Annotated in this window: 19 protein-coding genes, 4 tRNA genes, 1 other RNA gene and 1 riboswitch; of the genes, 14 read left to right on the top strand and 10 right to left on the bottom strand. The window is 44.8% G+C overall.

The genetic code is table 11. The features are described 5' to 3' along the window. Window positions 1-159: 159 nt before the first annotated feature. Window positions 160-1044, top strand: a complete 885-nt coding sequence (locus tag ACNI23_RS06275; protein ID WP_420247349.1) for a helix-turn-helix domain-containing protein — start codon at window positions 160-162, stop codon at window positions 1042-1044. A 61-nt stretch (window positions 1045-1105) separates the two neighbouring features. Here the strand turns inward: ACNI23_RS06275 and ACNI23_RS06270 are convergent, their stop codons facing one another. Further along, complete coding sequence (locus tag ACNI23_RS06270) at window positions 1106-3082, bottom strand: peptidase U32 family protein (RefSeq protein ID WP_420247348.1); 1977 nt, start codon at window positions 3080-3082, stop codon at window positions 1106-1108. Window positions 3083-3138: 56 nt separating this feature from the next. Between ACNI23_RS06270 and ACNI23_RS06265 the strand changes: the two genes are divergently transcribed. The 3 genes from ACNI23_RS06265 (at window position 3139) to ACNI23_RS06255 (ending at window position 5038) form a co-directional block, all read left to right on the top strand. Then, window positions 3139-3933 (top strand): iron-sulfur cluster-binding protein, encoded by a 795-nt coding sequence (locus ACNI23_RS06265; RefSeq protein WP_420247347.1) that lies wholly within the window; start codon window positions 3139-3141, stop codon window positions 3931-3933. A gap of 3 nt (window positions 3934-3936) precedes the next feature. Continuing rightward, entirely contained in the window at window positions 3937-4854 is a 918-nt protein-coding gene (locus ACNI23_RS06260; protein WP_420247346.1) for a dihydroorotate dehydrogenase, read from the top strand. A gap of 94 nt (window positions 4855-4948) precedes the next feature. Next, window positions 4949-5038 (top strand) — tRNA-Ser (locus ACNI23_RS06255). Between the two features lie 108 nt (window positions 5039-5146). On the opposite strand, the gene ACNI23_RS06250 is transcribed toward ACNI23_RS06255, so the two are convergent. The 3 genes from ACNI23_RS06250 to ACNI23_RS06240 all read right to left on the bottom strand — a co-directional run bounded on the left by ACNI23_RS06250 (window position 5147) and on the right by ACNI23_RS06240 (window position 9353). Next, window positions 5147-6367 (bottom strand): hypothetical protein, encoded by a 1221-nt coding sequence (locus ACNI23_RS06250; RefSeq protein ID WP_420247345.1) that lies wholly within the window; start codon window positions 6365-6367, stop codon window positions 5147-5149. A gap of 73 nt (window positions 6368-6440) precedes the next feature. Further along, window positions 6441-7766: an amidohydrolase family protein gene (locus ACNI23_RS06245; RefSeq protein WP_420247344.1), complete on the bottom strand. Its 1326-nt coding sequence runs from the start codon at window positions 7764-7766 to the stop codon at window positions 6441-6443. A gap of 261 nt (window positions 7767-8027) precedes the next feature. Then, window positions 8028-9353, bottom strand: a complete 1326-nt coding sequence (locus tag ACNI23_RS06240) for a hypothetical protein (protein ID WP_420247343.1) — start codon at window positions 9351-9353, stop codon at window positions 8028-8030. Window positions 9354-9593: 240 nt separating this feature from the next. Here ACNI23_RS06240 and ACNI23_RS06235 point away from each other — a divergent pair. Together ACNI23_RS06235 and ACNI23_RS06230 are read left to right on the top strand one after the other, a co-directional pair. Next, window positions 9594-9683, top strand: a tRNA-Ser gene (locus tag ACNI23_RS06235). 176 nt (window positions 9684-9859) lie between these two features. Beyond that, window positions 9860-9949 (top strand) — tRNA-Ser (locus tag ACNI23_RS06230). A 77-nt stretch (window positions 9950-10026) separates the two neighbouring features. Here ACNI23_RS06230 and ACNI23_RS06225 read toward each other — a convergent pair. Further along, window positions 10027-10587: a BON domain-containing protein gene (locus tag ACNI23_RS06225; protein ID WP_420247342.1), complete on the bottom strand. Its 561-nt coding sequence runs from the start codon at window positions 10585-10587 to the stop codon at window positions 10027-10029. A 181-nt stretch (window positions 10588-10768) separates the two neighbouring features. On the opposite strand from ACNI23_RS06225, the gene ACNI23_RS06220 reads away from it, so the two are divergent. Next, complete coding sequence (locus ACNI23_RS06220) at window positions 10769-11038, top strand: hypothetical protein (RefSeq protein WP_420247341.1); 270 nt, start codon at window positions 10769-10771, stop codon at window positions 11036-11038. Window positions 11039-11155: 117 nt separating this feature from the next. On the opposite strand, the gene ACNI23_RS06215 is transcribed toward ACNI23_RS06220, so the two are convergent. Next, window positions 11156-11232: transfer RNA gene (locus tag ACNI23_RS06215), tRNA-Pro, on the bottom strand. A 200-nt stretch (window positions 11233-11432) separates the two neighbouring features. On the opposite strand from ACNI23_RS06215, the gene ACNI23_RS06210 reads away from it, so the two are divergent. Beyond that, window positions 11433-12848: a dienelactone hydrolase family protein gene (locus tag ACNI23_RS06210; protein WP_420247340.1), complete on the top strand. Its 1416-nt coding sequence runs from the start codon at window positions 11433-11435 to the stop codon at window positions 12846-12848. A gap of 75 nt (window positions 12849-12923) precedes the next feature. On the opposite strand, the gene ACNI23_RS06205 is transcribed toward ACNI23_RS06210, so the two are convergent. Then, window positions 12924-13097 (bottom strand): hypothetical protein, encoded by a 174-nt coding sequence (locus tag ACNI23_RS06205; protein WP_420247339.1) that lies wholly within the window; start codon window positions 13095-13097, stop codon window positions 12924-12926. Window positions 13098-13635: 538 nt separating this feature from the next. Here ACNI23_RS06205 and ACNI23_RS06200 point away from each other — a divergent pair. Together ACNI23_RS06200 and ribB are read left to right on the top strand one after the other, a co-directional pair. Beyond that, the gene (locus ACNI23_RS06200; RefSeq protein WP_420247338.1) at window positions 13636-14187 is read left to right on the top strand and encodes a hypothetical protein; all 552 of its coding nucleotides are present in this window, start codon (window positions 13636-13638) and stop codon (window positions 14185-14187) included. A 103-nt stretch (window positions 14188-14290) separates the two neighbouring features. Then, a riboswitch (FMN riboswitch) is annotated at window positions 14291-14444 on the top strand. Between the two features lie 105 nt (window positions 14445-14549). Then, window positions 14550-15203, top strand: coding sequence for a 3,4-dihydroxy-2-butanone-4-phosphate synthase (ribB, locus tag ACNI23_RS06195; RefSeq protein WP_420247337.1), 654 nt, complete (start codon window positions 14550-14552; stop codon window positions 15201-15203). A gap of 180 nt (window positions 15204-15383) precedes the next feature. Here ribB and ACNI23_RS06190 read toward each other — a convergent pair whose 3' ends face one another. Continuing rightward, window positions 15384-15785 carry a cupin domain-containing protein gene (locus tag ACNI23_RS06190; RefSeq protein WP_420247336.1) on the bottom strand — a complete coding sequence of 134 codons (402 nt, stop codon included), beginning with the start codon at window positions 15783-15785 and terminating at the stop codon, window positions 15384-15386. A gap of 231 nt (window positions 15786-16016) precedes the next feature. Between ACNI23_RS06190 and ffs the strand changes: the two genes are divergently transcribed. The 3 genes from ffs (at window position 16017) to ACNI23_RS06175 (ending at window position 17142) form a co-directional block, all read left to right on the top strand. Next, window positions 16017-16112: signal recognition particle sRNA small type (gene ffs, locus ACNI23_RS06185), an RNA gene on the top strand. Window positions 16113-16258: 146 nt separating this feature from the next. Next, window positions 16259-16729 carry a rhodanese-like domain-containing protein gene (locus ACNI23_RS06180; protein WP_420247335.1) on the top strand — a complete coding sequence of 157 codons (471 nt, stop codon included), beginning with the start codon at window positions 16259-16261 and terminating at the stop codon, window positions 16727-16729. After that, entirely contained in the window at window positions 16729-17142 is a 414-nt protein-coding gene (locus tag ACNI23_RS06175; protein WP_420247334.1) for a MauE/DoxX family redox-associated membrane protein, read from the top strand. The genes ACNI23_RS06180 and ACNI23_RS06175 overlap by 1 nt, the downstream gene beginning before the upstream one ends. A 69-nt stretch (window positions 17143-17211) precedes the next feature. Here ACNI23_RS06175 and ACNI23_RS06170 read toward each other — a convergent pair whose 3' ends face one another. Both ACNI23_RS06170 and ACNI23_RS06165 read right to left on the bottom strand, forming a co-directional pair. Further along, a complete protein-coding gene (locus ACNI23_RS06170; protein WP_420247333.1) occupies window positions 17212-18048 on the bottom strand; it encodes a cytidylate kinase-like family protein in 837 nt (278 codons plus the stop codon). A 236-nt stretch (window positions 18049-18284) separates the two neighbouring features. Continuing rightward, window positions 18285-19316: an HD domain-containing phosphohydrolase gene (locus tag ACNI23_RS06165; protein WP_420247332.1), complete on the bottom strand. Its 1032-nt coding sequence runs from the start codon at window positions 19314-19316 to the stop codon at window positions 18285-18287. Window positions 19317-19480: 164 nt separating this feature from the next. Here ACNI23_RS06165 and ACNI23_RS06160 point away from each other — a divergent pair, with 164 nt between their 5' ends. Further along, complete coding sequence (locus tag ACNI23_RS06160) at window positions 19481-22789, top strand: response regulator (protein ID WP_420247331.1); 3309 nt, start codon at window positions 19481-19483, stop codon at window positions 22787-22789.

The following is a 22789-nucleotide window of genomic DNA, read 5'->3' as shown; positions in this document are numbered from 1 at the left end:
ATAAATCTCATTTTTGAAACAATTCAAAAAAATATTCACAAAAATGAGATTTTGAGTCATAATTGATAACTATAATGGTAAAAGAGACTGTCAGTTAAGGAATTTATACATATTAAATAGGATGGACAGTTGAATTTTAGCTTTCATGGAGACGGGCGAATGAATGAACTTAGTCCCAAGGAGATAGGCCAGCGTTTGAAAGCGTTCAGGCTGGGCAGTAAATACAGCACTGAGGAAATTGCCGCTAAGATCGGTATTTCCCGGGCTGCTCTGTACAGGTATGAAAAAGGCGATCCGCCTAAGCTGGAAACGTTAGAATCCATAGCCGACTTGTTTGGAGTTTCACTTACCTCATTGATGGGGGTCGGAGTAGAGTATATTTCTTCGGCGATAAGTTTTTTCGAGCGAATGCGTCAGAACGAAGCTGAGTCGGAACAGCTTGCAGTTATGTTCGGGCTGGTTTCTTATCTGCTGACTACAGATGAATTTGACGAATATCTCGAGATTTCCATTAAAGAAGGTTTGCCTAAAGAGTTGCAGGATGATCCTGATATCTTGGGCCGTGTTTCTGAAATTTTATCCGTGCTGCGGGAACGCAAAAAAGGGTACTATCAGCGCAGGCCGAGTATGGTTAACCTCGCCTCAGCAACCAATCTTGAGCAGTTTTTGCGTAGTGGGTTTGTCGGAACATTTGATCTTCCTGAAGAGGAATTGCAGAAACGGCGTGAAGTAGCGCGGCGTGAAGTGGAAAATGTGATCAGTCTGCTTGAAGAGCAGCCTATCGGCGTACAGATCGGTTTACTTATTGATTCTGTCCCCAGCACACATTTTCAGATTTTCCGTCAGTCCGAACGCTCAACTTTATGTCTGAGTCCTTACAAATTGTGTCATTTCCCCAATGTCCGTCTGGGGGTGGGGATGTTAACTTCAGCACCCGAAGCGCTTGAGCTGCATCAGAAGATGGTCACCGAACTCTGGGGGCCTGCGCTCAAAGGGCGCAGAGCTGCTGATTATCTTCGTAAGATGATCGAAGACTGCAAATAAAAAAGGGCCCCGCACTGATGTGCGAAGCCCGTAATGAAGTCTAGTAAAAGTTTTGGGATTTTTACAATAAACTTAAATCCCAGTTGAAATTACTTGTGCGGTGCGGTTCAGGCACAGCGCGAGGCCATGGCTCCTCAATGTTAAGGAACATGGTATAGCCGGAGTTTTCCAGCACCTTGCGTTCTGCGCCGAAATCGAGCGGCCAGCCGGGATAGATCCAATAGGTCTGTCCGTATTTGCGGGCCCAGCAGATTTCTTTTTTCTGGCTGTAAATGGGACTCATAAGTTCGGTCTCGTCAGCCATGATCCTTGAAAGTCCGAGCGGCCACATGCCGGAAAGGACAAAGCCAAGGGGAAGCGGGCTGTTCTGCGGCAGGGCGAGGAAGTCATCGCGGGCCAGTTCCGGGCTGACATATGCGGATGAAAAGCCCATGTCGGCCAGCATCTCAATAGTCACCGGGTTGGATACGTTGCAGAAGGGGCCGGCATGAAAGCGGACTTTTGCATCTTTCGGGAAGAATGCCTTCTGCCACGGCGCGTTAAGCACGAAATCGCGTCCGCCGCCGCTGAGGCAGATGTCGATGAGCTTCTGGACTTCCTTTTCTTCGTCAGGCCAGACCACCGGGGGCAGATGCCACCAGATTTTGGAAACTGCCGGACGCGGGGTGCGTTTAAGGGCGTTCATGGAAAGCCATACATCGGTACCGAATTTGGTTTTTCCCTTGGGCGGATTGCGCTGCAAAGTATGGCGCGCAGTACGTTCCGGAAGCGGACAAGGCTGCGGCAGATCAATAATCATGTCGCTGGCTACGTTGTCCGCAACTTTGATCTTTGAAAGTTTTGAATCGAGTCTTTTGAGAGCCTTAGTCAGACCTTCTTCGCGGCGGTCAATAAGGAAAACACGGGTGCCGGATTTAAGGCGCGTCTTTCCTTTGACCGGAATGGAGATCTTACCCCTTTTGGGGATGAACTTGCGGATCTTCATGGTCTGGTGTCCGGGCTGGTCCTGATAACCGATGCGCAGGAAGTCTCCGGCAAGGAGTTCCTGTCTACAGTTAAAGTAGGGCTTGCCGTCTTTCTCCTGCTTGGTGATGCCGATGAGGAAACCGGAACCGGTTTCGTTGGACGGATCAAGCGGGGTGAACGGGCGCTGCGGCAGGAACACGGAATGTGAAGACGGTCTGCCCAGTGCGAGTTCGAGAAGCTCCACGGCATCCTTTTTGACCTTTGCGTCATTGGGATTGTCGCGCAGCATTTTGTAAGCAGCTACTGTGTAGTAGACGTAGTGGGGCCCTTTTTTGCGGCCTTCGATTTTCCATGAGCTTACCTTGGGAATTGCTAGTGTCGGCTTGGTCAGCACATCGAGGCTGAGATCGAGACAGGAGAAAAGGCGCTTGGGCTGATCCTTACGTTTTGCTCCGCCGTAAAGTCTGCGGCAGGGCTGTACGCAACGTCCGCGCAGGCTGCTCTTGCCACCGAAAAAGGAGCTCCAGTAGCAGCGGCCGGAAACGGAATAGCAGAGTGCTCCGTGGACGAACATCTCAAGGGTCATGGAATCAGGGCAGGCTTCGGCCATCATCCTGATTTCATCAAGGTTCAGCTCACGGGGAACAACAACGCGATCCACGCCCAGTTCCTCCGCGGTCTTGAGTGCCGCAGGGTGGCTGACGTTGGCGAGGGTGGAAAGATGCAGTTCTCCTTCAAAACCGGCCTGACGGGCTATCTCGACCATGGCGATATCCTGAATGATCAGGGCATCCGGTTTGACCGAACGGGAGATGCGCTCTACAAGGCGGGCTGCGGAGTTGATATCATCAGGTTTGATGAGGGTATTCATGGGGATGTGGGTGCGAACCCCGTTTTCCCGGCCCAGTTCGGCAAGGGCTGCAAGCTCACTAGTAGCGAAATTATAAGCTTCCATGCGAGCGGAAAAATGTTTAAGTCCGGCATATACGGCGTCCGCACCTGCGGCTATGGCTGCAAGAAAAGAGGTTTTATCGCCTGCCGGAGCAAGAATTTCTGGTTTATGTTCATTCATAATGTATCACGCTTACGCCGCAATGTGCGGTCAGCAAAAATCTACAGGATTAAATCATGAGTGCAAACAATTGCAGGGCTGTTAAAGTCATCAGCAACAAGCCCCTCGGATTATCCTCACCCGGTGAGGAAATAGTCGAACTCAAACTCGAATATCCGGACTGGAAGCCGGGTTGGCGGGCCGGACAGTTCGTCATGATCAGGCCGGTTTCATGGCCTTTGGACCTCGTTTGGGGTCGTCCTTTCTCCATTTGTAACGCAGATGAGACCAGTCTGACTATTCTTTTTCAGGTTGTCGGTCGTGGTACTGCGCGTCTGCTGGAGCTGAAAGAGGGCGATGAAGTGAATATCTGGGGACCGCTGGGCAACTTCTTCAGCAAACCGCAGAACCGTCCCGTACTCATGCTCGCCGGAGGGATGGGTTTAGCCCCCTTTTGCGGATATGTCGATACCCATCCGCAGCCTGAAAATCTGAAACTGTTTTTCGCACATCGTCCGCCGCTGGAAAATTACCCTTATAAAGGTATGGCGGGCAAAGTCGATGTAGAAGATATTCGTGAAACCAAGCCCTCAGACATCCCCACTATTATTGCAAGGGTGGAGGAACTGGTAAAGGAATACGCAGAGAAAGACGGCCTTATCGTGGCCTGTGGACCTCATCCGTTCCTGAAAACCATCTGGAATGCTGCCAACAAATACGGCGCTGATGCGGAACTTTCCCTCGAAAACCGCATGGCTTGCGGCGTTGGTGCCTGTCTTGGCTGTGTCTGTAAGGACGGCGATGACCATCATACACAGGTCTGTACCACCGGTCCTGTTTTCAAAGCCAATAATCTCAGTCTGGAGGATTAGGAAATGGATGTATCAATAGATTTTGCCGGACTGAAGCTCAAAAACCCCATCCTCACCGCTTCCGGTACTTTCGGTTTCGGCCTCGAGTTTCAGCGTTACGGCGATCTGGAATCTCTTGGCGGCATCGTGGTTAAAGGACTTTCTCTCAAGCCTAGGGAAGGGAACCCAATGCCCCGTATTGCGGAAACTCCCTGCGGTATGCTTAATGCCATCGGCATTCAGAACCCCGGTGTAGAGGAATTCATCAATAAAAAGCTGCCCAAGCTTCCTTGGAAGACCCTGCCCGTTCTGGCAAACCTTTACGCGACTGATGCTGAAGAGTTCGGTGAGCTGGCTGGCGTTCTTGCCGGAGAAGAGGGCGTTGCAGCCCTTGAGGTCAATGTTTCCTGTCCTAACGTTAAAGAAGGTGGTATTGCCTTCGGTCAGGACCCCAAGCAGATCACCAAGGTTGCAGAGGCTGTAAAGAAGAACGCCGGTAACAAACCGGTTATCATCAAGCTTTCTCCCAATGTTACCGATATCACCGTCTGCGCAAAAGCAGCTGAAGATGGTGGAGCGGATGCTCTTTCATTGATCAATACCTTGTCCGGTATGGCCGTTGATATTGAGCACAGAACTCCGCGTCTTGCCAACGTAATCGGCGGTTTGTCCGGTCCGGCAGTTAAGCCTGTTGCGCTTAGATGCGTTTATCAGACTGTAAATGCGGTAAAAATTCCGGTAATGGGGCTTGGCGGCATTACCACCGCTGAAGATGCTGCGGAATTCCTGCTTGTTGGTGCCAAGGCTGTACAGATCGGTACCGGAAACTTCCTCAGCCCGGATACTGCCTTCAAGATTGCTGAAGAGCTGCCCAAAGTTCTGGAAAGGGTAAAAGCCGAGTCTCTTGATGAGTTTATCGGAAGTCTGAAGCTGCCTAAATAGGTTCATTTTTAATTTAAGTTAGAATAATTGGGAAAAGTTTAAAAAAGTGCTTGCCAAGCAGGTCTGATTTAGCTAAACCCTTTTTCACCCAAGCGGAGAGGTGTCCGAGTCCGGCTTAAGGAGCACGCCTGGAAAGCGTGTATAGTTAACGCTATCGGAGGTTCAAATCCTCTCCTCTCCGCCAGCTTGAATTTACAAAGCCCCTTGCAACGATGTTGCGAGGGGCTTTTTCTGTGTATGTTTGGGATGTTGTAAATGTATACCCTAGTGGGTAGTGGACTAGAGATTGGAGTTAATTATATGTGTAGGCCATGGTAACCTGACTATAGATGCTGGTTCTAATTAGTTTGTCGATTGTTAGAGTTCCATATTTTTTACATGGAGGTCCGGGCCAATAGGAGTAATCTTTTTGGATGGTTGGTATTTGATATTTGATTGATCCGTGAGAATAAACCCCAAAGCTGCCTTCGCTAGTACCTTCTTTCCATACTTTATCTGAAAACATAAATAAGCATGGCCCGAGAATTTGCTCCGGATGTTTTGTTTGATATTTAATAGTTGAAGTAAGCTGATTATATATGAAGTTGCTTCCGCCGTTCATTCTACTTCTACCTATTTCAGTAAACAAAATTGGAGTATTGAATTGATTATAAGTCAGCGGGACCCAGCCTTGCTGTGTCGCCTCAGCGTTTTTGTACAGATAATCAGCTCCATTATATGTGTTCGCGCAAAGCATCAGTTGATTTTTAAATGGTTTTGTCTGTGGATTGTTAAGAAGTCTGTCGAATTGATTCCAGCACGGCATTAATGTTTGTTGTGGACCATATGGAGGTCCTGCCTTGGTGAAAGCAACCGGGACACCGACAAGAACGTCTTGGGAGAAGCCTTTTTGTTTTGCCATTTTCAAAAATGCTCCAACTAAAGCTATTACATTGTCATAGTTAACGTTGTTTATAAGTGGTTCATTTGTGATGACTACGCCAGCGATGGCAGGATGCCAGTTAGTTCCATTCGCGTTGCCGAAGTTTTTAGACGAGAAGTAGTTAGGAAGTTGTGCCTGCCAGACAGTTGCATTCTGTGTTGCCAGCCAGTTGGATATAGGAACAACAGCTTTTAATCCCAACGCGTTGCAATAGTTCAGAAATTGGCTGTGGTCATTTCTAGGGTCCCAGTCGTACAGGCGTACTAAGTTTGCTTCAAGTATATTTTGTATTGTTAGAAGGTCATTACGGCACATGTCATTGGTGCCGTTTGTTAAAAGGGTCTGGTTACCCCATAATGCCTCTGTCTGGCTTCGTGCAATATCACTCCCAAAATATATGGCGGAAAGGTTTGCTGTTGAGGGATTGTAGCCAGGTCCAAAGGCTTCGTAGCATATTCCTTTGGCTGGAATGGGGAATCTGTATGTTGATTGTTTGACCTGAATATCAGTGTCTTGTCGGGGGCATGCAGATAGTAACATGATTGCAGCACATATACATGCTGCAAGTATAAGTTGTTTGCTAAATTTCATTCCGATCTCCTTGTTTCCCTGCAACTATGTGTGAGGGGGGCTTTTTCGTGTTGTGTTGGGCGTGTGTTATGTCTCAGGACAGTAAAAACTTCTCCGGATTAAATTCCGTCATATTTTGAATTAACTGACCGTCTTGAACAGCGTTCTGGAAGTTGTTCAAGAGGTGCTCGTATCCGCTTTTGCCGTTATGTCTTTTGTCCTTTTTGTATGACTTATCGCTGACAACCATAGGTACGTCAGAGCCCCAAAGAAGTTTATCAGTTAATTTGTATGGTGTTTTGCCCGGTTTTGTGGCTGGAAGTTTGCCGTTGCGATCCATTTTTAATAGCGTGGCAAAGTTTTTGGAATCGCCGGAATCAGCCCAGTCGAAAGCGGATAAATCTGCGTAGGTGTTGTCGTAATTTTGTAAAAGCTTGACCAGAATGTAGGTCCAAGAGTCTTGGTCGATGTTGTTGGCACGCCAGTAGTCAATCATATCTTCAAGGCCGTTTTCGCCGCCGAAATGGGCAAAGTTAATCCTCAAATCGTTTATATCATAACTGGAGTTAATTCTTCCTGAATCCCAATCCTGAAAGAGTCTGTACCAGTTGGAAGCATGAGTGTTTTTCTTGATGGTTCTTTTTTTCTTTGTGGTGCTGAATGATCCGGTTTGGCAATGTACAGTGATTGGGATTTGTTCCTTAATACACCATTCATAAAATTCTTTGTAAGGGGTTAAGGCGCTCCTTTGCTCAGGATACGGGTTAAATCCTATAGGTGGGTAAAGCTTAATGCCCAAGGCCTTGCCACTGGTAATGCTGTTGAACCCGTTTCCTCTTTCATCTTTTGTGGTTCCGACAGAGTTCCATAGGGCTTGCAATTGGCTGAATGCTTTATTTGATTGGGAAGTCAGTTTGCGCAGGTCAAAACCTAAGAATGGAAGGATTTTTACTTTTTGATTCCACCCTGGATTGTTGGCGTGAGCTGATTTAATCGATTTTTGAAGTCTGTAGTACTGGCCTGCTGCGGTGGGGTCGTATGAGACGTTTGTCTGGCGAGGCTGGTCAAGTGGACAGCTGCGTTGGAAGCAAAGATTATTTTTCTCTCCGCAAGGGTGCCTTGTGCAATCGAAGTCCATGACCAGCGGGGTGAGGATTATCTGTCCGGCCTTGGTTGATTTGAGGATTTCATCGGCTAAAGCTCGAATATTCTCTTCCTGTGGTCGTTCGAAGAACTGTATGAATTCTTTATAGTCTTGTATTTTGTGTTGCAAGAATCCTGTAAGCAAAGCGCTGCTTGCGGAAATTGCTCCAAGAAGCTTGATCACCGTATTCATTTCAATTTTTCCGTCAAGAGTCTCGTATAACGGAACATCCACGAGATTAAACAAATGACAGTGGGTGTCGATGAATTTAGCCATTTTGACCTCCCGGACTAAGTTAATAAATATGATTATTTTTTCTATAACATGTTTTCGGTGTTTGCTCCATAGGCAATGCGTAATATTGTTTCCTAGTGTTTGTTCGCGAAAACATAATGGTTTGTAATATAAAAGATTTAATATGGATTAAATCAGGTGTTTGGTAGGTAGGTTTGGATTGAGGGCTATAAAGTTATGGATATAAGAAAGTCCCTTGCAACTATGTTGCAAGGGACTTTTTTCGTGTGTTTACCTAATCCCTTACTGCACCAGATCAAAATACATGGCCTTTCCGCCTGAAGTATAGCATCCACTCTTAAATCGAATAATCATATTGCGATCAAGATCTGTCACGAATCCTTCCGTACAAGATCCGCCACTGGTAACAACATAGCTTTTTCCTGATTTTTTTACTTTATACCGTCTTGGTCCTCCGCTCATTTTAACTTTCCCAGAAGCTGCGTTCTTCTCGCCTGAAGTGAAGGTTCCATCTCCATTGAACAGGTACATGCGGTAATGATAGCTGCCGCCCCAGTAATCTTTTTTGTCGGCGATGAAGGTTCCTGCTATTTTCGGATACGGTCTGGCAGAAGTGCCGGATTGGCCCATGCTTAAAGAATTATCCGGTATTTTTTTGAAGTACATTGCTTTCCCGCCGGGGCTGTAACATCCACTTTTGAATCTTCTGATTTGATTGTTCTCGGTGTCGGTTACATAGTCGTCTGTGCAGGATCCACCGCTGCTTAAAACAATATTATTTCCTGATTTTGAAATTTTGTAGCGTTTATTTTTTTTGTCCATCTGAACGTTGCCGTTGGCTGCATTTTTGGTTCCGGTTGTCAGTGTGCCATCACCATTGAAACGGTAGATGCGGTAGTAGTACTGGCCACTCCAGTAATCTTTCTGGTCTGTTATGAATGTCCCGGATATTGTGGGTAGAGACTTTCCGCTTGTATGCTGCTGAGTGCTGTAAGGTGTGTTTGCGTAAGGATCGTTGTTTGAGCTTGCCTGCTGGTTTCCATAGGGAGTATTGCCAGAATTTCCTGCTCCCAGCGGGAGTCCGCCTTGCTGATAATTGTAGCTTTGCTGACCTGTGCCGGGATAGTACCATGTGTTCATGGAATGCCTGAGCTGATGCCATGCCTGACTGTGGCCTTTTAGTGCAAATCCCTGAAAAACATAATTTACTCCATTATATCTGGAAGCGACTAGGTGCGAATCGAATTGGTTGCCGTCACGGGTCTGGCCGGAATATGTGCGGGTTACAGCAGGATAGCCGGAAACCTGACCGGGGACCTCGGAGACTCTGTTCTGGAAGGGGAGTCCGCTCTGGGTCATTTCTTTAGCCCACATATCAAGAAGAGCGCCAAGAGGGACTTCTTGTCCGGGGGCTGCGTATAGCTCAATGGCAGCATCCTGAGCAGGGGAGATGCATTGTTTTATAAGGTCGTTACCTCTTGCGGCTCTGTTGTCATTCCAGCCTGGTGGACATTGAAGACCTTGGGACATGTCTGTTGCGAATAGGGTGGATGCTGAAAATAAGAAAATGGCGATAAGTAGGAATAATATTTTACTGATATGTTTCATTGCATACTCCTATGAGTTTAGGAGTATGTTAACTTATTGTGGAGGATAATTCCACAGTGCGGCGTTTTTCTGTTGATTGCCGGGGTTGTTGTAGAGAGAAGTAGGGGATTCTGCTTCGTGAAAAAGTCTGAAAATAAGCTGGATTATTTATAACCAATTAAAATTTTGATTTAATTTCAAATAATTGAAAAAAGTGCTTGCCAAGGAGTTCTGATTTAGCTAAACACATCTCTCCCAAGCGGAGAGGTGTCCGAGTCCGGCTTAAGGAGCACGCCTGGAAAGCGTGTATAGTTAACGCTATCGGAGGTTCAAATCCTCTCCTCTCCGCCAGCTTGAATTTACAAAGCCCCTTGCAGCGATGTTGCGAGGGGCTTTTTTAAGTGGTGCAGATATATGTTTTTTGTTTGATAATTAATAAATCAGCGAAATTTAAGTTTAATTCAAAATAACTGAAAAAAGTGCTTGCCAAGCAAGTCTGATTTAGCTAAATCCTTTTTCACCCAAGCGGAGAGGTGTCCGAGTCCGGCTTAAGGAGCACGCCTGGAAAGCGTGTATAGTTAACGCTATCGGAGGTTCAAATCCTCTCCTCTCCGCCAGCTTGAATTTACAAAGCCCCTTGCAACGATGTTGCAAGGGGCTTTTTCTGTGTCTGAAAGAGCTGTAGGTAGGCTTTTTAGGGCTTATTCGAAATACGCAGATATGATTTTACCTTGCGTACTCCTTCCACTGCCTTGGCATGAGCTATTGATTTGTCGATTTCGGCTTGAGTCTTTACCAGTCCCAGTAATACCACCTGGCATTGCACTACTTTTACTTCAATATTAGTAGACCAGATGTCTCCGTCTCCGATTAATGCTGATTTTACTGCTGCTAAAATCGAAAGGTTTTCAGTTGTGTCGCAGGTTGGGTCTTCCTTTTTGGGCAGCAGGTAGGTGGTGATATCTGTAACGCCTTCAACGCTTCTGGCGATGGATATGGCCTTTGATCTTTGGGCGTAGTTCTCATATTCGCCGACCAGATACACACGCCCTACGAAGGTGTAGGGCTCAATGCCCATTACCGATACATCGTCGTCATCCAGATAGGCTTTCATTATGGCGGCAGAAATTTTTGCATCGGCAGTTTGTTGGCTCAGGCTGCGTTCGTCCAGCGCTGCTTTGTAGGCTGTTCCGCAGCCTGTACTAAGTATGGTTGCGATCAGGATCAATAAGGGAAGTAATGCTCTGGGGGTCATGGCTTTCTCCTTGTTTGTGGTGTGCCTGATTAAAGGGCAATACTTAATTATATTATGAAGAAGTCTTTTGAGCAAAGGATTGTTGTATTGGCGTTGCTTGGTGGTGAGAGCAATTTGACATTCCACCCCACAAGTCTATGATAGCGCGGTTCTTATACTTATCAAAAATGAGGAAAATATAGTGATTTTACCCGGAATGGCTAAAGATGATGTGGTTCTTGTTAAGGCGGACGGAAAACGTATCGAAGGATTGAAAGCGGTTGTCTCCATGCGCAGGATTGTGACTTTTCATACTGAAGTTGAGATTGAACCGAAGGATATGATGATCAAGCAGTGTGCGGATGGTGAGCAGGAAGCATATCTTGTGCTTGATCCTATGTTCAACCATGCAGGGGACGGTATTCCCGAAAATTACCAGATTACCGTGCGTAAGGTAGCTGTGCCTGAATAAGTTAGGGCGGTATATTTAAACGCAAAAAAGCCGTGGATTCGTCCACGGCTTTTTGTTTTGCTGATGCAAAAGAAAAAAGCCACTGATTTCTCAGTGGCCTTTCGGGGTTCCTTCTTGTGGTCGGGATGAGAGGATTTGAACCTCCGACCCCTTGAACCCCATTCAAGTGCGCTCCCAGGCTGCGCTACATCCCGACTCAAGTGAAGAGAGGTCTATGTGGAATCCCCGGAAGTGTCAACCATAAATTTAAATTATTGTTTTAATATCCTTTGGTTGACTATTCAGTAATAGAAGGAATCAATTTGTATCATCTTGGAATAAAATAAAAAAATGCTTAAGGTGTTGAAAAAATAATTATTCAGGAATAAAGTTGTTTTAAGCCTCTGGAGGAGATTTGCGATACCTTGCCGCTTTGCTTTCTATTTCAATGCATATTCTTATCGTGATTTTTGTGTTTGATTTTGTAGAGTTGACTCACGATCAGGTTAGCAATGGTTTTGGTATTGAGCTTGTTTCTCTTGTTGAGAAGAAGGCGGTTGCTGTGCATGAGCCGGTTCAGAGAGTGGAGCCGGTGCTTAAGAAAAAGGTTAAAGCTAAGCCTGATCAATTTAAGGAAAACATTCGCACTGATCAGTCTAAGGGGCATGCTTCAGAAAGAAAAGTTGAGCGGGCAGAGCGCAAAACTGTTCCTTCAGATCATAAGCCCGCTCCAAAGTCGGCACCGAAGCCTGTGTCGGAACCCGTTCCTAGTACCCGAAAATCATATCCTCATATTGAAACCGGAACTTCTGAGAATCCTGATGCTGTGATTTTGCGGCAGGGTAAGGGGATTACAGTGGGTAACTCAACCATGGTGCTCAAACGTGGGTCTGAGGCCCGGTCTCTTTCGGCTTTAGCCGCTTATTCGTTTAATGAGGATGATTTCCGCGGACACTACGAAACTTCTACCGGACGGCAGGTTGTTGTTATTGATGCTCGCGCAGAGCATGGGCGGCTGATTTTGCATGATCGCAAGAGTGGATTGATCCGAAAGCTCAAAAAATATGAGCGCGGAGACTTTATATACACTTATGGTCCTTCATTTAATGAGGATGAGCCTGTTCAAGGTTCAGTGGTTTTTTTGCCCGGAGATGAGCATTGGATTCACAGGTTCATGTGGCTGCCGGAAGGTGGGGCAGCTGAATATCCAGTAAAAGGACGCGTAGATGCAGTTTCATCCGGTAATGAGGCAGGAATGCAAAGTCTTTTTGTCCCGGCTGCTGAAGGTAAGTTTCCTGCTGTCGTGCTCGGCAGCTTCGGTATAGATATTCCTAGTGAGCAATTTAATGAAGTGGCTAGGCATCTTTGCGGGCGTGATGTGGTCGTGATGCGGTTAGACAGCCTTGACGGTGTAAGTTTGAGAAAGGCTTGCGCAGAGTTGCGCAGTCACCCGAAAGTTGATCCCGGTCGCATAGGGGTCTGGTTCAGAGGATACGGGGCAAAAAAAATGCCCCGCATGAATGTGTCTGCGGGGCTTTTTAAATTTGTCATCCTGACCATAGATCATCCTGACGAATGTCTATTCCCAGAAAGGCTTGCGTCTGCTTTTGCTGACGGTCTGCCGACTTTTTTCGGCTTCAGGGGAGTCAGCGCAGACTGGAAGAAGGTGGTGCCGGTAATGTTGACCGGATTCCAGTCTGCCCCCCATCAAATTATCATGATTGATGATACCCCTTCCAGTGTGGAAGGAATGGGGACAGACCAAGATTGGATCGATTGCTTATCCGGCGATTTTGTCAACAGCATTTCCGCCTGGCTTGATTCAAACTAGTCAGACGCTTTAGTGTGTTTGCGGATTTGTTGACAACTTAATTAAGAGATAGAGTCAGAGATTGAGGTGCAGGACTTAGTCCTGATCGTCTTCCGTTTTAGGGTTGGAAGAGCTGCTTTTTTCCTGTTCATCCAGCGATTTGACCATGGCAGCAATGTGCTTGCTTACAGAACGATACTTTTGAGGGTTGTTCTTTTCCAATTTTTTCAAAGCTTCTGGAGTCTCTTCTATAGTGCTGTGTTTGTTCATAAAAACCTCCTATACGGTTTAGCCGTAGCTACGTTCGTCTTGAGATTTTCCAGCCCGAATCAACAAGCGCATAATACACTATTTTTACTCTTTGTCCAGACCACATTGCTGAGAAAAAAAATCACGTGATAGGACATATGTGATGACCGTAATTTTTGTACTGTTTTTGTAGGTGTATAATAGTTTGTTTGGAGTCTGTGATTTTTGTAACAAGGTTATGTTTTATGTTTATACATTAAGATTTAATGCATTTACTTCTATACTAAATTGAAAATTGCAGAATTATATTGTTTAAACATGACCTAAAAGTAAATTTCTTTCTCTACATCAATTTTAAGTAAAATTATTGCTTTTAAGTAAGATTAGAAATTCTTAATCCGTGAAAATCATTGTTTTATGTAGATAAGTTCTAAATTTTATCGTATGCAACGAGTTAGGTGCAAATTGTAGTTCAACCGAAAATCCTGATTGTGGACTTGAACATTTTTATGTATCAGTCGTTTTCACGAATCTAGACAAGCCAACACTGGAGGAAGAAATGAGTAATCCTAAAGAGTTCATTTTATATAGTGGCGGTGCTTCCGGCACAGAAAGCGAGTTCGGAGTGAATGCTGAAAAGTACGGCCTGCAGGAAGTTAACTACAGTTTTGAAGGTCACCAGAACGCTCGTCAGCGTGGTCTGCGTGTTCTCACTGAGAAAGAGCTTGAAAGCAAGGATGTCAGCCTGACTTATGTCTCCAAGCTGATGAACCGCAGCTTTACCCGCGCTCCAATTTTCCGCAAAGTCCTGCAATCCATCTGCTGGCAGGTTAACAGCGGCCATGAGATTTTCATCATCGGTAATATCCTTGAAGACGGTACCGTAAAAGGCGGAACCGGCTGGGGTGCTGAGTTCGCAAAAATCTGCAACAAGCCTCTGTTTGTCTTTTCTCAGGATAAGAACTGCTGGTTCTGCTGGGAAAAAGAAAAATGGGTTGCGTGTGCTGATCCTAAAATCACCCATCGTCACTTTACCGCTACCGGTACCCGCTTTCTTGAGGATAACGGTAGAAAAGCTATTGAAAAGCTTTTTGAAGACAGCTTCAAATAGAATAGCTTTCAGACATAGAGAATTTAAAACCCCGTTCCAATTGGAGCGGGGTTTTATTTTTACCCTTGACTAAGGGGTAGGTTTCTCAGTAGAAAAAAGTCATCTTAATTCTCAGGGCGGGGTGAAATTCCCCACCGGCGGTGATTCTTTAAGATTTAAAGACAGCCCGCGAGCGCCTTTTCAATCGGTGAAAAGGGTCAGCAGATCCGGTGAGACTCCGGAGCCGACGGTTAAAGTCCGGATGAAAGAGAGTGAGACAGTCTTACCGCAAGTGTTCTTCCCTACACTTGCGCGCTGTTCCTTTGTGAATAGCTGTCTATTCTATCGCCCTGATTCTGGTAACTGAAATATGGAGTTTTACCATGAATCAGAATCTGTTATCCCAGTATGGTTCCCCTGTTGAGAGGGTAGAGAAAGGTCTTCAGGCATTGCGTGAAGGTCGTGGAATTCTTGTTACTGATAATGAAAGTCGCGAGAATGAAGGCGATCTTATCTTTTCTGCGGAAAAGCTCAGTGATGAGCAGATGGCTATGATGATCCGCGAATGCAGCGGTATCGTCTGCCTGTGCCTGACCGATGAAAAGACCCGGCAGCTTGGCCTGCCCATGATGGTTGAGTCTAACTCCAGTCGGTATCAGACTGGATTCACCGTAACTATCGAAGCCGCTGAGGGCGTAACCACCGGTGTTTCCGCCGCTGACCGTGTAACCACTGTCAAGGCTGCTATTGCCGATGGCGCTCAGCCTGCTGATCTGCACAGACCCGGACATGTTTTCCCCTTGCGTGCGCGAGAGGGTGGTGTTCTGGAAAGAGAAGGGCACACCGAAGCCACTGTGGACATGATGACCCTTGCGGGCCTCAATCCCTGTGGAGTTCTATGTGAGCTGACTAATCCTGACGGGACTATGGCTAGACTGCCGGAGATTGTTGAATTCGGACAGAAACATGACCTGCCCGTGCTGACCGTAGATGACATAATTAATTATAGAATTCAGCTTGCTAAAAAAGCATCATAATGTATAATTAAGGCAAGCAGTTTTCCAGAATTGACACTCTAACTCCTGATTCAAACCGGCAATTTGGATCAACACCGACATTTAATAGAAAAGGCCCGTCCTGATACTGAGCGGGCCTTTTCTTATTTAAACTGATCTAACGTAACATCTTCTTATCAGTTCTTTTTTGAGGGAGATAGATTATTTCTGGTAAACACAGCCGATGCAGCAGAGGAAGGTTGCTTCTTCGGTGTCGCTGATGTTGCGCATGCCGTGCGGTTCCATGCAGTCGGAAAAAACGAAGTCTCCGGGGCCGCAGATTTTGCTATCAACCACTTCATCTGTTTCCGGGTCGTAAGCGAAGCATTCGAACTGGCCTTTTTCCACATATACAGTCTGAAGATAGAAATGGTTATGAGCCGGAATTTCTCCCCCCGGTTCAACTGTGAAGTGACGCAGGCCGTATTCTGGCTGTCCGTTTTCATCCTGACCGGACTTGGATAGCCAGCGGATGGTTACGCCTTTCACTTCATGGTTTTCGCCTTTGTAGCCGATCTGTTGAACTTTGATACCTTCAACGTCTTTAACGTTTTTCGCGTCCATATTATTCTCCGGGATTAGGATTTGTTCATTGCGGTTGAGTAGGTATATTTAAGCAGAAACAAGGGCTGAGATAAAGTGTTGTTGCTCAATTTTAAAAATTCGTAATAGCCATAACGAACTATTTTTTAAGTAATTTTAAAAATAAATTAGAATTTTCAGTAATAAGGCTTGACAGTTTCAGCCGGAATCAATAGGTATTTCATCTCGTCGCAACGACGAAAAAGTTTTTTGACAGAGAGGCCGGATGGCGGGTGCGCTGTGAACCCCGTCAGGTCCGAAAGGAAGCAGCGGTAACGGTTTATCCCGGGTGTCCGGTCTCGCTGAAAGAAGGGTGTGTTCATCATGAACACACCCTTTTTTATTGCTCAATTCTTGAGGTGCACTTGCATTCCTGAATGAATCGGGGCAATCTTTTAAAGTTGTTTTTACGAAATCCTGCGGGATAATCATTAATTCAAAATCAGGCGAATCTAATGAAGTTTGGTAAAGTTGCCGCATTTCTAGTTAAAGTAATATTAATATGTGTCCTTTCCGGCGGACTGGCAGTAGCGTTTAATACTGCACGCCCCAAACCATATACATTTGCGGAGTTAAGCCATCCGCAGCCGCCCGAAATTCTGGAAATAACTACTGATGCGTTGGTGAAGGATTTTTCTTCCGGAGAATATTCTTTTGTAGATGCTCGTAGCGACATGGAATACGCCATGGCCCATATCCCCGGAGCGGTTAATATCCCTTCATGGGCAGTAGGGGATGAATTGGCGGGGCTCGTAGCTTTGGTTGACCCAGATCGTCCTGTCATTGTTTATTGTGACGGTCTTTCCTGCGGTAAGAGCCTCATTGTAGCCAAGAAACTGGTGGAGCATGGTTTTAAGGATGTGAGCGTATACACTGAAGGCATAGACGGCTGGATCGGAGCCGGAATGGATTTGGAGGCAAACTAATGGAATTCAGATCATTACCCCGCATAATTCTCGGGATCGTTTTTATCGTCGCCAGTCTGGATAAGATTGTTGATCCGCTTGCTTTCGCTGAGATCATTAAAAATTATCAGATCCTGCCGGAAATAATGATCGGCCCGGTGGCTTTCTTCTTGCCGTGGCTGGAATTCGTTTGCGGAGCCATGTTGGTCTGCGGTGTGTTTATAGATACTGCAGTAGCTATTTTGGTGGCCATGCTGTTTGTTTTTATCGCAGCTCTTTCAGCTAATCTCTATCGTGGTATAGACGTTGCCTGCGGCTGCTTTTCCACCGATGTCTCCACAGCTTCTGATATGCAGATGACTATCATCCGGGATGTGGTGCTGCTGGTGATTGCCGGGTTGGCTTTGAAGTTCAGGAAGTCTGAGTTGGTTTAGTCTTTTATATAAAACAGTAAAACACCCTCAAGCTGTTAACGGCTTGAGGGTGTTTTTTATGGACATTGGCTATTCAATATTATGAAAAGGGTTGACCTTGCCGTAGGAGCTTTCAGCAACACCCAAAATGGTTACGTCCTTAACTCCGTCTACATTCTTTGCAATGCTTTTAACCTGATCAACGAGTTTTGTTTTGAGGCTGCTTATCGGCTTTGAAAACTGTACTGTTATATGACCGTCATCACATACGATATTAGCATGCGGTGCAATTCCAATAAGCTCAACTCTTACGTGTGCAGCAGTGGCTATGTCATCAATTATCTGTTGTGATTCAGCTGTTGTCTTAAATGCTTCTTTTTGAACAGCATTGCAGATAAATTCTACAGCATCATCAACTGACAGAGCTCCAATATGAATAACCATATCATAAAGTCTGCTATCCCAAGTATCTATTCCATATATCTGAAGTCCCCATTTTCTGCGTTCTTCATCGTCCTTTTGTAAGATATATCTTGCTTCGTCGTCGCAAATGTTTTCTCTTTTGCATTCTTCGCGGACCCTGTCTTCCATGTCAGCGGTAATTCTTACTTTAAATACATGCGGGATATCCAATAAAAAATATTGTCCGGCCAAACCATGATAAACAAGGTTGTCCTTCTGAGCGTGCTGCAAGAGTGAGTTGCGGATATGGGCAAGATATCTCTCTTTACCGTGCATAAAACGTTCAAGCACCGAAGGTGAGTCGTGGAGTGCCCGGACAAGTTTAACTTCAGGAATATCAAATTCTTTTGACGATTCTAAAAGAATGTCTCGTGATATGCATTTATACTGCATTTTCTCAGCCACTTTCTCAGCGATTTCCTTTCCTCGACTGTAAGACCCTCTTGAAATAGTGATGATAGACATACGCACTCCATGAGTTTTATGTTCAATGAATGGGAAATTACATGTTTATTTCATAGTAAGCCTAATAGTGAATAGATGCCAGCAAACTATGAATAAAATCTAGTGTGCGTGATTATGTCTTGGATCTCCATTATATTTTGTAAAGTCGGTGTCCGTAATTATTAGATCGAAATGATCGGCGATTAGTTGGTAACGAACTGATTGTTGTTGTCCGGCTTTCTATTTTTCTCCGAAGACTAATCTTCTTCTGAATAGCGTTCCTTGACGATAAGGATGGCATCTAAACTATCTTTGAATGCATCTACCAGTTGTGGGTCGAAATGCTTTCCTCGTTCTTTTAAAATATAGTCATACGAATCTTCCACCGTCCAGGCTGGTTTATACGGTCTTTTTGAGGTTAAGGCATCAAAGACATCAGCCACAGCCGCAATCCTTCCTTCTATCGGAATGGCCTCTCCCCGCAGTCCGGCAGGATATCCTGAACCGTCCCATTTCTCATGGTGGCACAGAGCTACCCGCTTTGCCACATTCATTAAATCGTAATCATGATTACCAAGGATTGTTCCACCGATTGTTGTATGAGTCTTCATAATTTCCCATTCTTCCTTATCAAGCTTGCCCGGCTTAGTTAGAATGAGGTCGGGTATGCCGATTTTACCTATATCGTGCATGGGGGCGGCATTAAGCAGTATGTTTCCTTCAGACTCCTTCATTCCTATTTTTCTAGCGAGAATCTGACAATATATGCTCATGCGCATAATATGCGCTCCGGTTTCGTTGTCTTTGTATTGTGCTGCAATTCCGAGTCGGCGAACAATATCCTGCCGGGTTGCATAGATTTCTTTGGTCCTTTCCTGAACCATTTCTTCAAGGTGCAAACTTTGATTATAAAGAGCCAGCTGGGTCTTTACTCTTGCTAGAACAATGGCAGTGTTAATTGGTTTTGTTATATAATCAACGGCGCCAATTTCGAATCCATATGTCTCATCTTGCTCCTCTCCCATAGTTGTCACAAAGATCACAGGAATATTGGTGCTGCGTAAATCTTCCTTCATTATTTTGCATACTTCGTAGCCGTCCATTTCGGGCATCATTACATCAAGCAACACAATGTCCGGAGGGTCGCTGGAAAAGATGATACGTAAAGCGTCATAGCCGTTTAAGGCAGCCTTTACTTTGTAAAGGTCTTTAAGCAGTTCATATAGAATATCTAAGTTTTGCGGTACGTCATCAACAATCAACACTGTTTGTTTCTCGCGCGAATTCATATCTCTCCCCCATGGAATTTCTTAGCTCAGTGTTTGGGCATGTTACTTATTTATATAGGGTATTCTTATTTGTTTTTTAAAATGTATCGATTTTATTCCGAATCATAGCACTGTGTTAATTACTCTGCTATACTATAATGAACTTTATCCTACATGGGAATTTTATGAAAAAGACACAATTTTTGTTTCCAATTGATTTGCGCAGTTTTTTAGCCATAACTATTCTGTTTTCGGGGCTTTTGTTCTGGGGGCTGTTGGTTCTGTATCAGCAGGAAGTGAGTTCTGTAACCCAAACTCGTAGAGCTGAAGAAAAGATGCATAACGAGATAGTTTCCAGAACAGCCGGCTTAGATCTCAAAGATGTGTTTATCGAACTCAGAATTTTTGCCAACTACGTTGAGTCCAAACAATTCTTGTTAAGCAGAACTCAGGAGAATCGAAAGCAACTTGAAACGGAAATACTCAATTTATGCAAAGCAAGTAAAAAGTTCGATCAGGCCAGATTACTTGATAATAATGGAATGGAACTTGTCCGCATCAACTACAATAATGGTAACCCAGTAGTCGTTCCACAGAGTCAATTACAAGATAAAAGCAATCGCTACTATTTCAAGGAATCGTTAAACTTAGCACAAGGAGAAATATATACGTCACCTTTGGATCTTAATATCGAAAATGGTGTGATAGAACAGCCGCTTAAACCAATGATCCGTATAGGAACCCCCATCTATAGTGACACGGGGAAACGACTTGGCATTGCTTTGTTGAATTATCTTGCTCAAAATTTGCTGGATGATATCAGGCAGGCAGAGTCTGTTCAGTCTGAAATTATGTTGCTGAATAAAGAAGGGTACTGGTTAATTGCTCCAGATAAAGAGCTGGAATGGACTTTTATGTATAAAGACAAAAAGAACATTTCATTTGCTTCGGCTTATCCGGACGCTTGGGCTAAGATTTCTCCGTCCCAAAGAGGTCAATTTTCATCTCCGGTAGGTGAGTTAACTTTTTCTACAATACTGACTACCAGTGATTCTTCCGGCACGACTGCGGCAGGTTATCATTCGTGGAAGTTGCTCAACATCTATCCGAACTCCATAATTGAAGCGCACAATAGTTCCATTTTAAGAAAATACCTCGGAATTTATGCTGCGTTATTTTTAGTAATTCTGTTTGCGGCTGTAACTCGTGCGCGCTTTGTCCGTAGCAGAGAGCTGGCGCGCAAACACTTAAGGCAGGCAAAGAATGAAGCAGAAGGCGCCAATAGAGCCAAAAGCGATTTCCTTGCGAAAATGAGTCATGAGATACGAACCCCCATGAATGCCATTATCGGCTTAACCCATTTGGCCCTTAAGACAAATCTTTCCCCAAAGCAGTCTGACTACCTTAATAAAATATCGATGGCCGCCAACTCTTTGATGGGAATCATTAATGATATCCTTGATTTTTCGAAGATAGAAGCCAATCAGATGGAAGTGGACTTAATAGATTTTAATATCGATGACGTTCTGAACAATTTGACCAGTATGTTAAGTATTAAAGCAGAAGAAAAGGGGATCGAACTTCTTTTAATGGTAAAAAGCAGCGTACCCAGCTTATTTGTAGGAGATCCGCTACGCTTGGGACAGGTTCTGCTTAATCTGATTGGGAATGCAATTAAGTTTACGGAAAAGGGTGAAGTCCTCGTTACCGTCGATCTTGTCGAAGAAATCGATAAAATAGCGGTAATCAGGATTTCCATTAAGGATTCCGGCATAGGGATTTCTGAGGACCAGATCGGTAGATTATTTCAACCGTTTAGTCAGGCTGACGGTTCTATTTCCCGTAAATTTGGAGGTTCTGGGCTCGGGTTGGTTATAAGCAAAAAAATGGTCGAATTGATGGGTGGGTCTCTGGAGTGTGAAAGCGTCATAAACGAAGGAAGTACTTTCAGTTTCACAATTCCATTGGCTCTTCAATCTAATCATTATAAGAATTCTTACAATTATCCGGATGACATTCGGGGAATGCGAGTTTTGATTGTAGATCCCAGTAAATCGTCCAGACGCGTAGTAGCAAAAATTATGAAATCATTTTCATTTGATGTGCGAATCGCAGAAAATGCTAAACAAGCAATAAGGCTACTCCATGAGAATGACAGCGATAGTCCGTTCCGACTGGTTCTTACTGATTGGAAGGTGCCGGATATTAATGGCCTTGAGTTAACTCGCAGGATTAAAACAAGTGAAGAGTTACAGCACAAACCGAAAGTAATAATGTTGACAGCCTACAGCTATGAAGACGTACGTTTTCAAGCTAAACAAACAGAATTGGACGGATTTATGCTTAAGCCATTCAACCGTTCAATTTTATTCGATACCATTATGGAAATTTTTTACGGAGAGCAAATTTCGTCTAAAATACATAATGAATTTTCGTCGCCTAATGAAATTCCTGAAAATATTATCGGTGCAAAAGTCCTTCTTGCTGAAGACAACCAGATTAACCAACAAGTTGCGCAGGAAATATTGGAGGATGCTGGAATTAGAGTTCATATTGTTAACAATGGGAAAGAGGCTGTAGAAACTCTAATGAAGGAGGTCTTCGACGCAATCCTCATGGACATTCAAATGCCGGAAATGGACGGTTTTCAAGCTGTCAAGATCATCCGCGAGCAACTTCATCTTGTAAATATTCCGGTCATTGCCATGACAGCACACGCATTAGTTGGGGATAAGGAAAAGAGCCTGTTTATGGGGATGAATGATCATATAACAAAACCTATTGATCCGGACATTCTCATAGAAACACTTTCCAAGTGGCTTCCTTCGAGGAATACCCATTCCGGGGAGGCTCCCAAGAAGACTCAGCCGCAAAATGTTCAGGTTGTAGACTTTCCGAGTATTCCCGGTATCAACGTTGACCAAGGATTACATCGAGTACGTGGAAACGCAAAATTGTATGAAAGGCTACTTGTTGACTTTGCAACAAATGTTAAAGCAAAACAGGATAAATTGCTTACAATGATTTCACAAAGAGATTACGTGGACGCTCGCGCTATGGCACATAGCATGAAAGGAGTATCCGGCAACCTTGGAATCGATAATCTTCATGATTTTCTTCAGCAAATAGAGGCGTTATCCCAACAGGAAGTGAATGTTGAAGAAACGCTAATCAGAGAATTCAAAGCTGAACTCCGACGAGTCGCAGCGGGGGTACTGAAGGCTTTTCCGCAAAGCGATACAGGTCAGACAATTGATACTTCGGTTGATTTCAAAAGGATCGAAAGTCTACGTATTGAGTTGGAGAAAATTGCTGAACTTCTGCAGCAGCACGATGTGGAAGCTAAAGCTCTTTTCAATGAATTGAAGCCATTGCTGGTGGAAGCTGCACCGGCCAAGACAGCCGAGTTAGCTCGTCTTATAGATAAGTTCGATTTCGCAAAAGCTCATCAAGTTATCGAGCAACTTTTTGAGCAAGGTCAACGGAAGGAGTAG

This window comes from Maridesulfovibrio pacificus (SeqCode) (genome assembly GCF_048612815.1).
Lineage (GTDB): Bacteria > Desulfobacterota > Desulfovibrionia > Desulfovibrionales > Desulfovibrionaceae > Maridesulfovibrio > Maridesulfovibrio pacificus.
The sequence above is the reverse complement of the archived record's forward strand: the minus strand, read 5'-3'. Positions and strand labels throughout refer to the sequence as shown.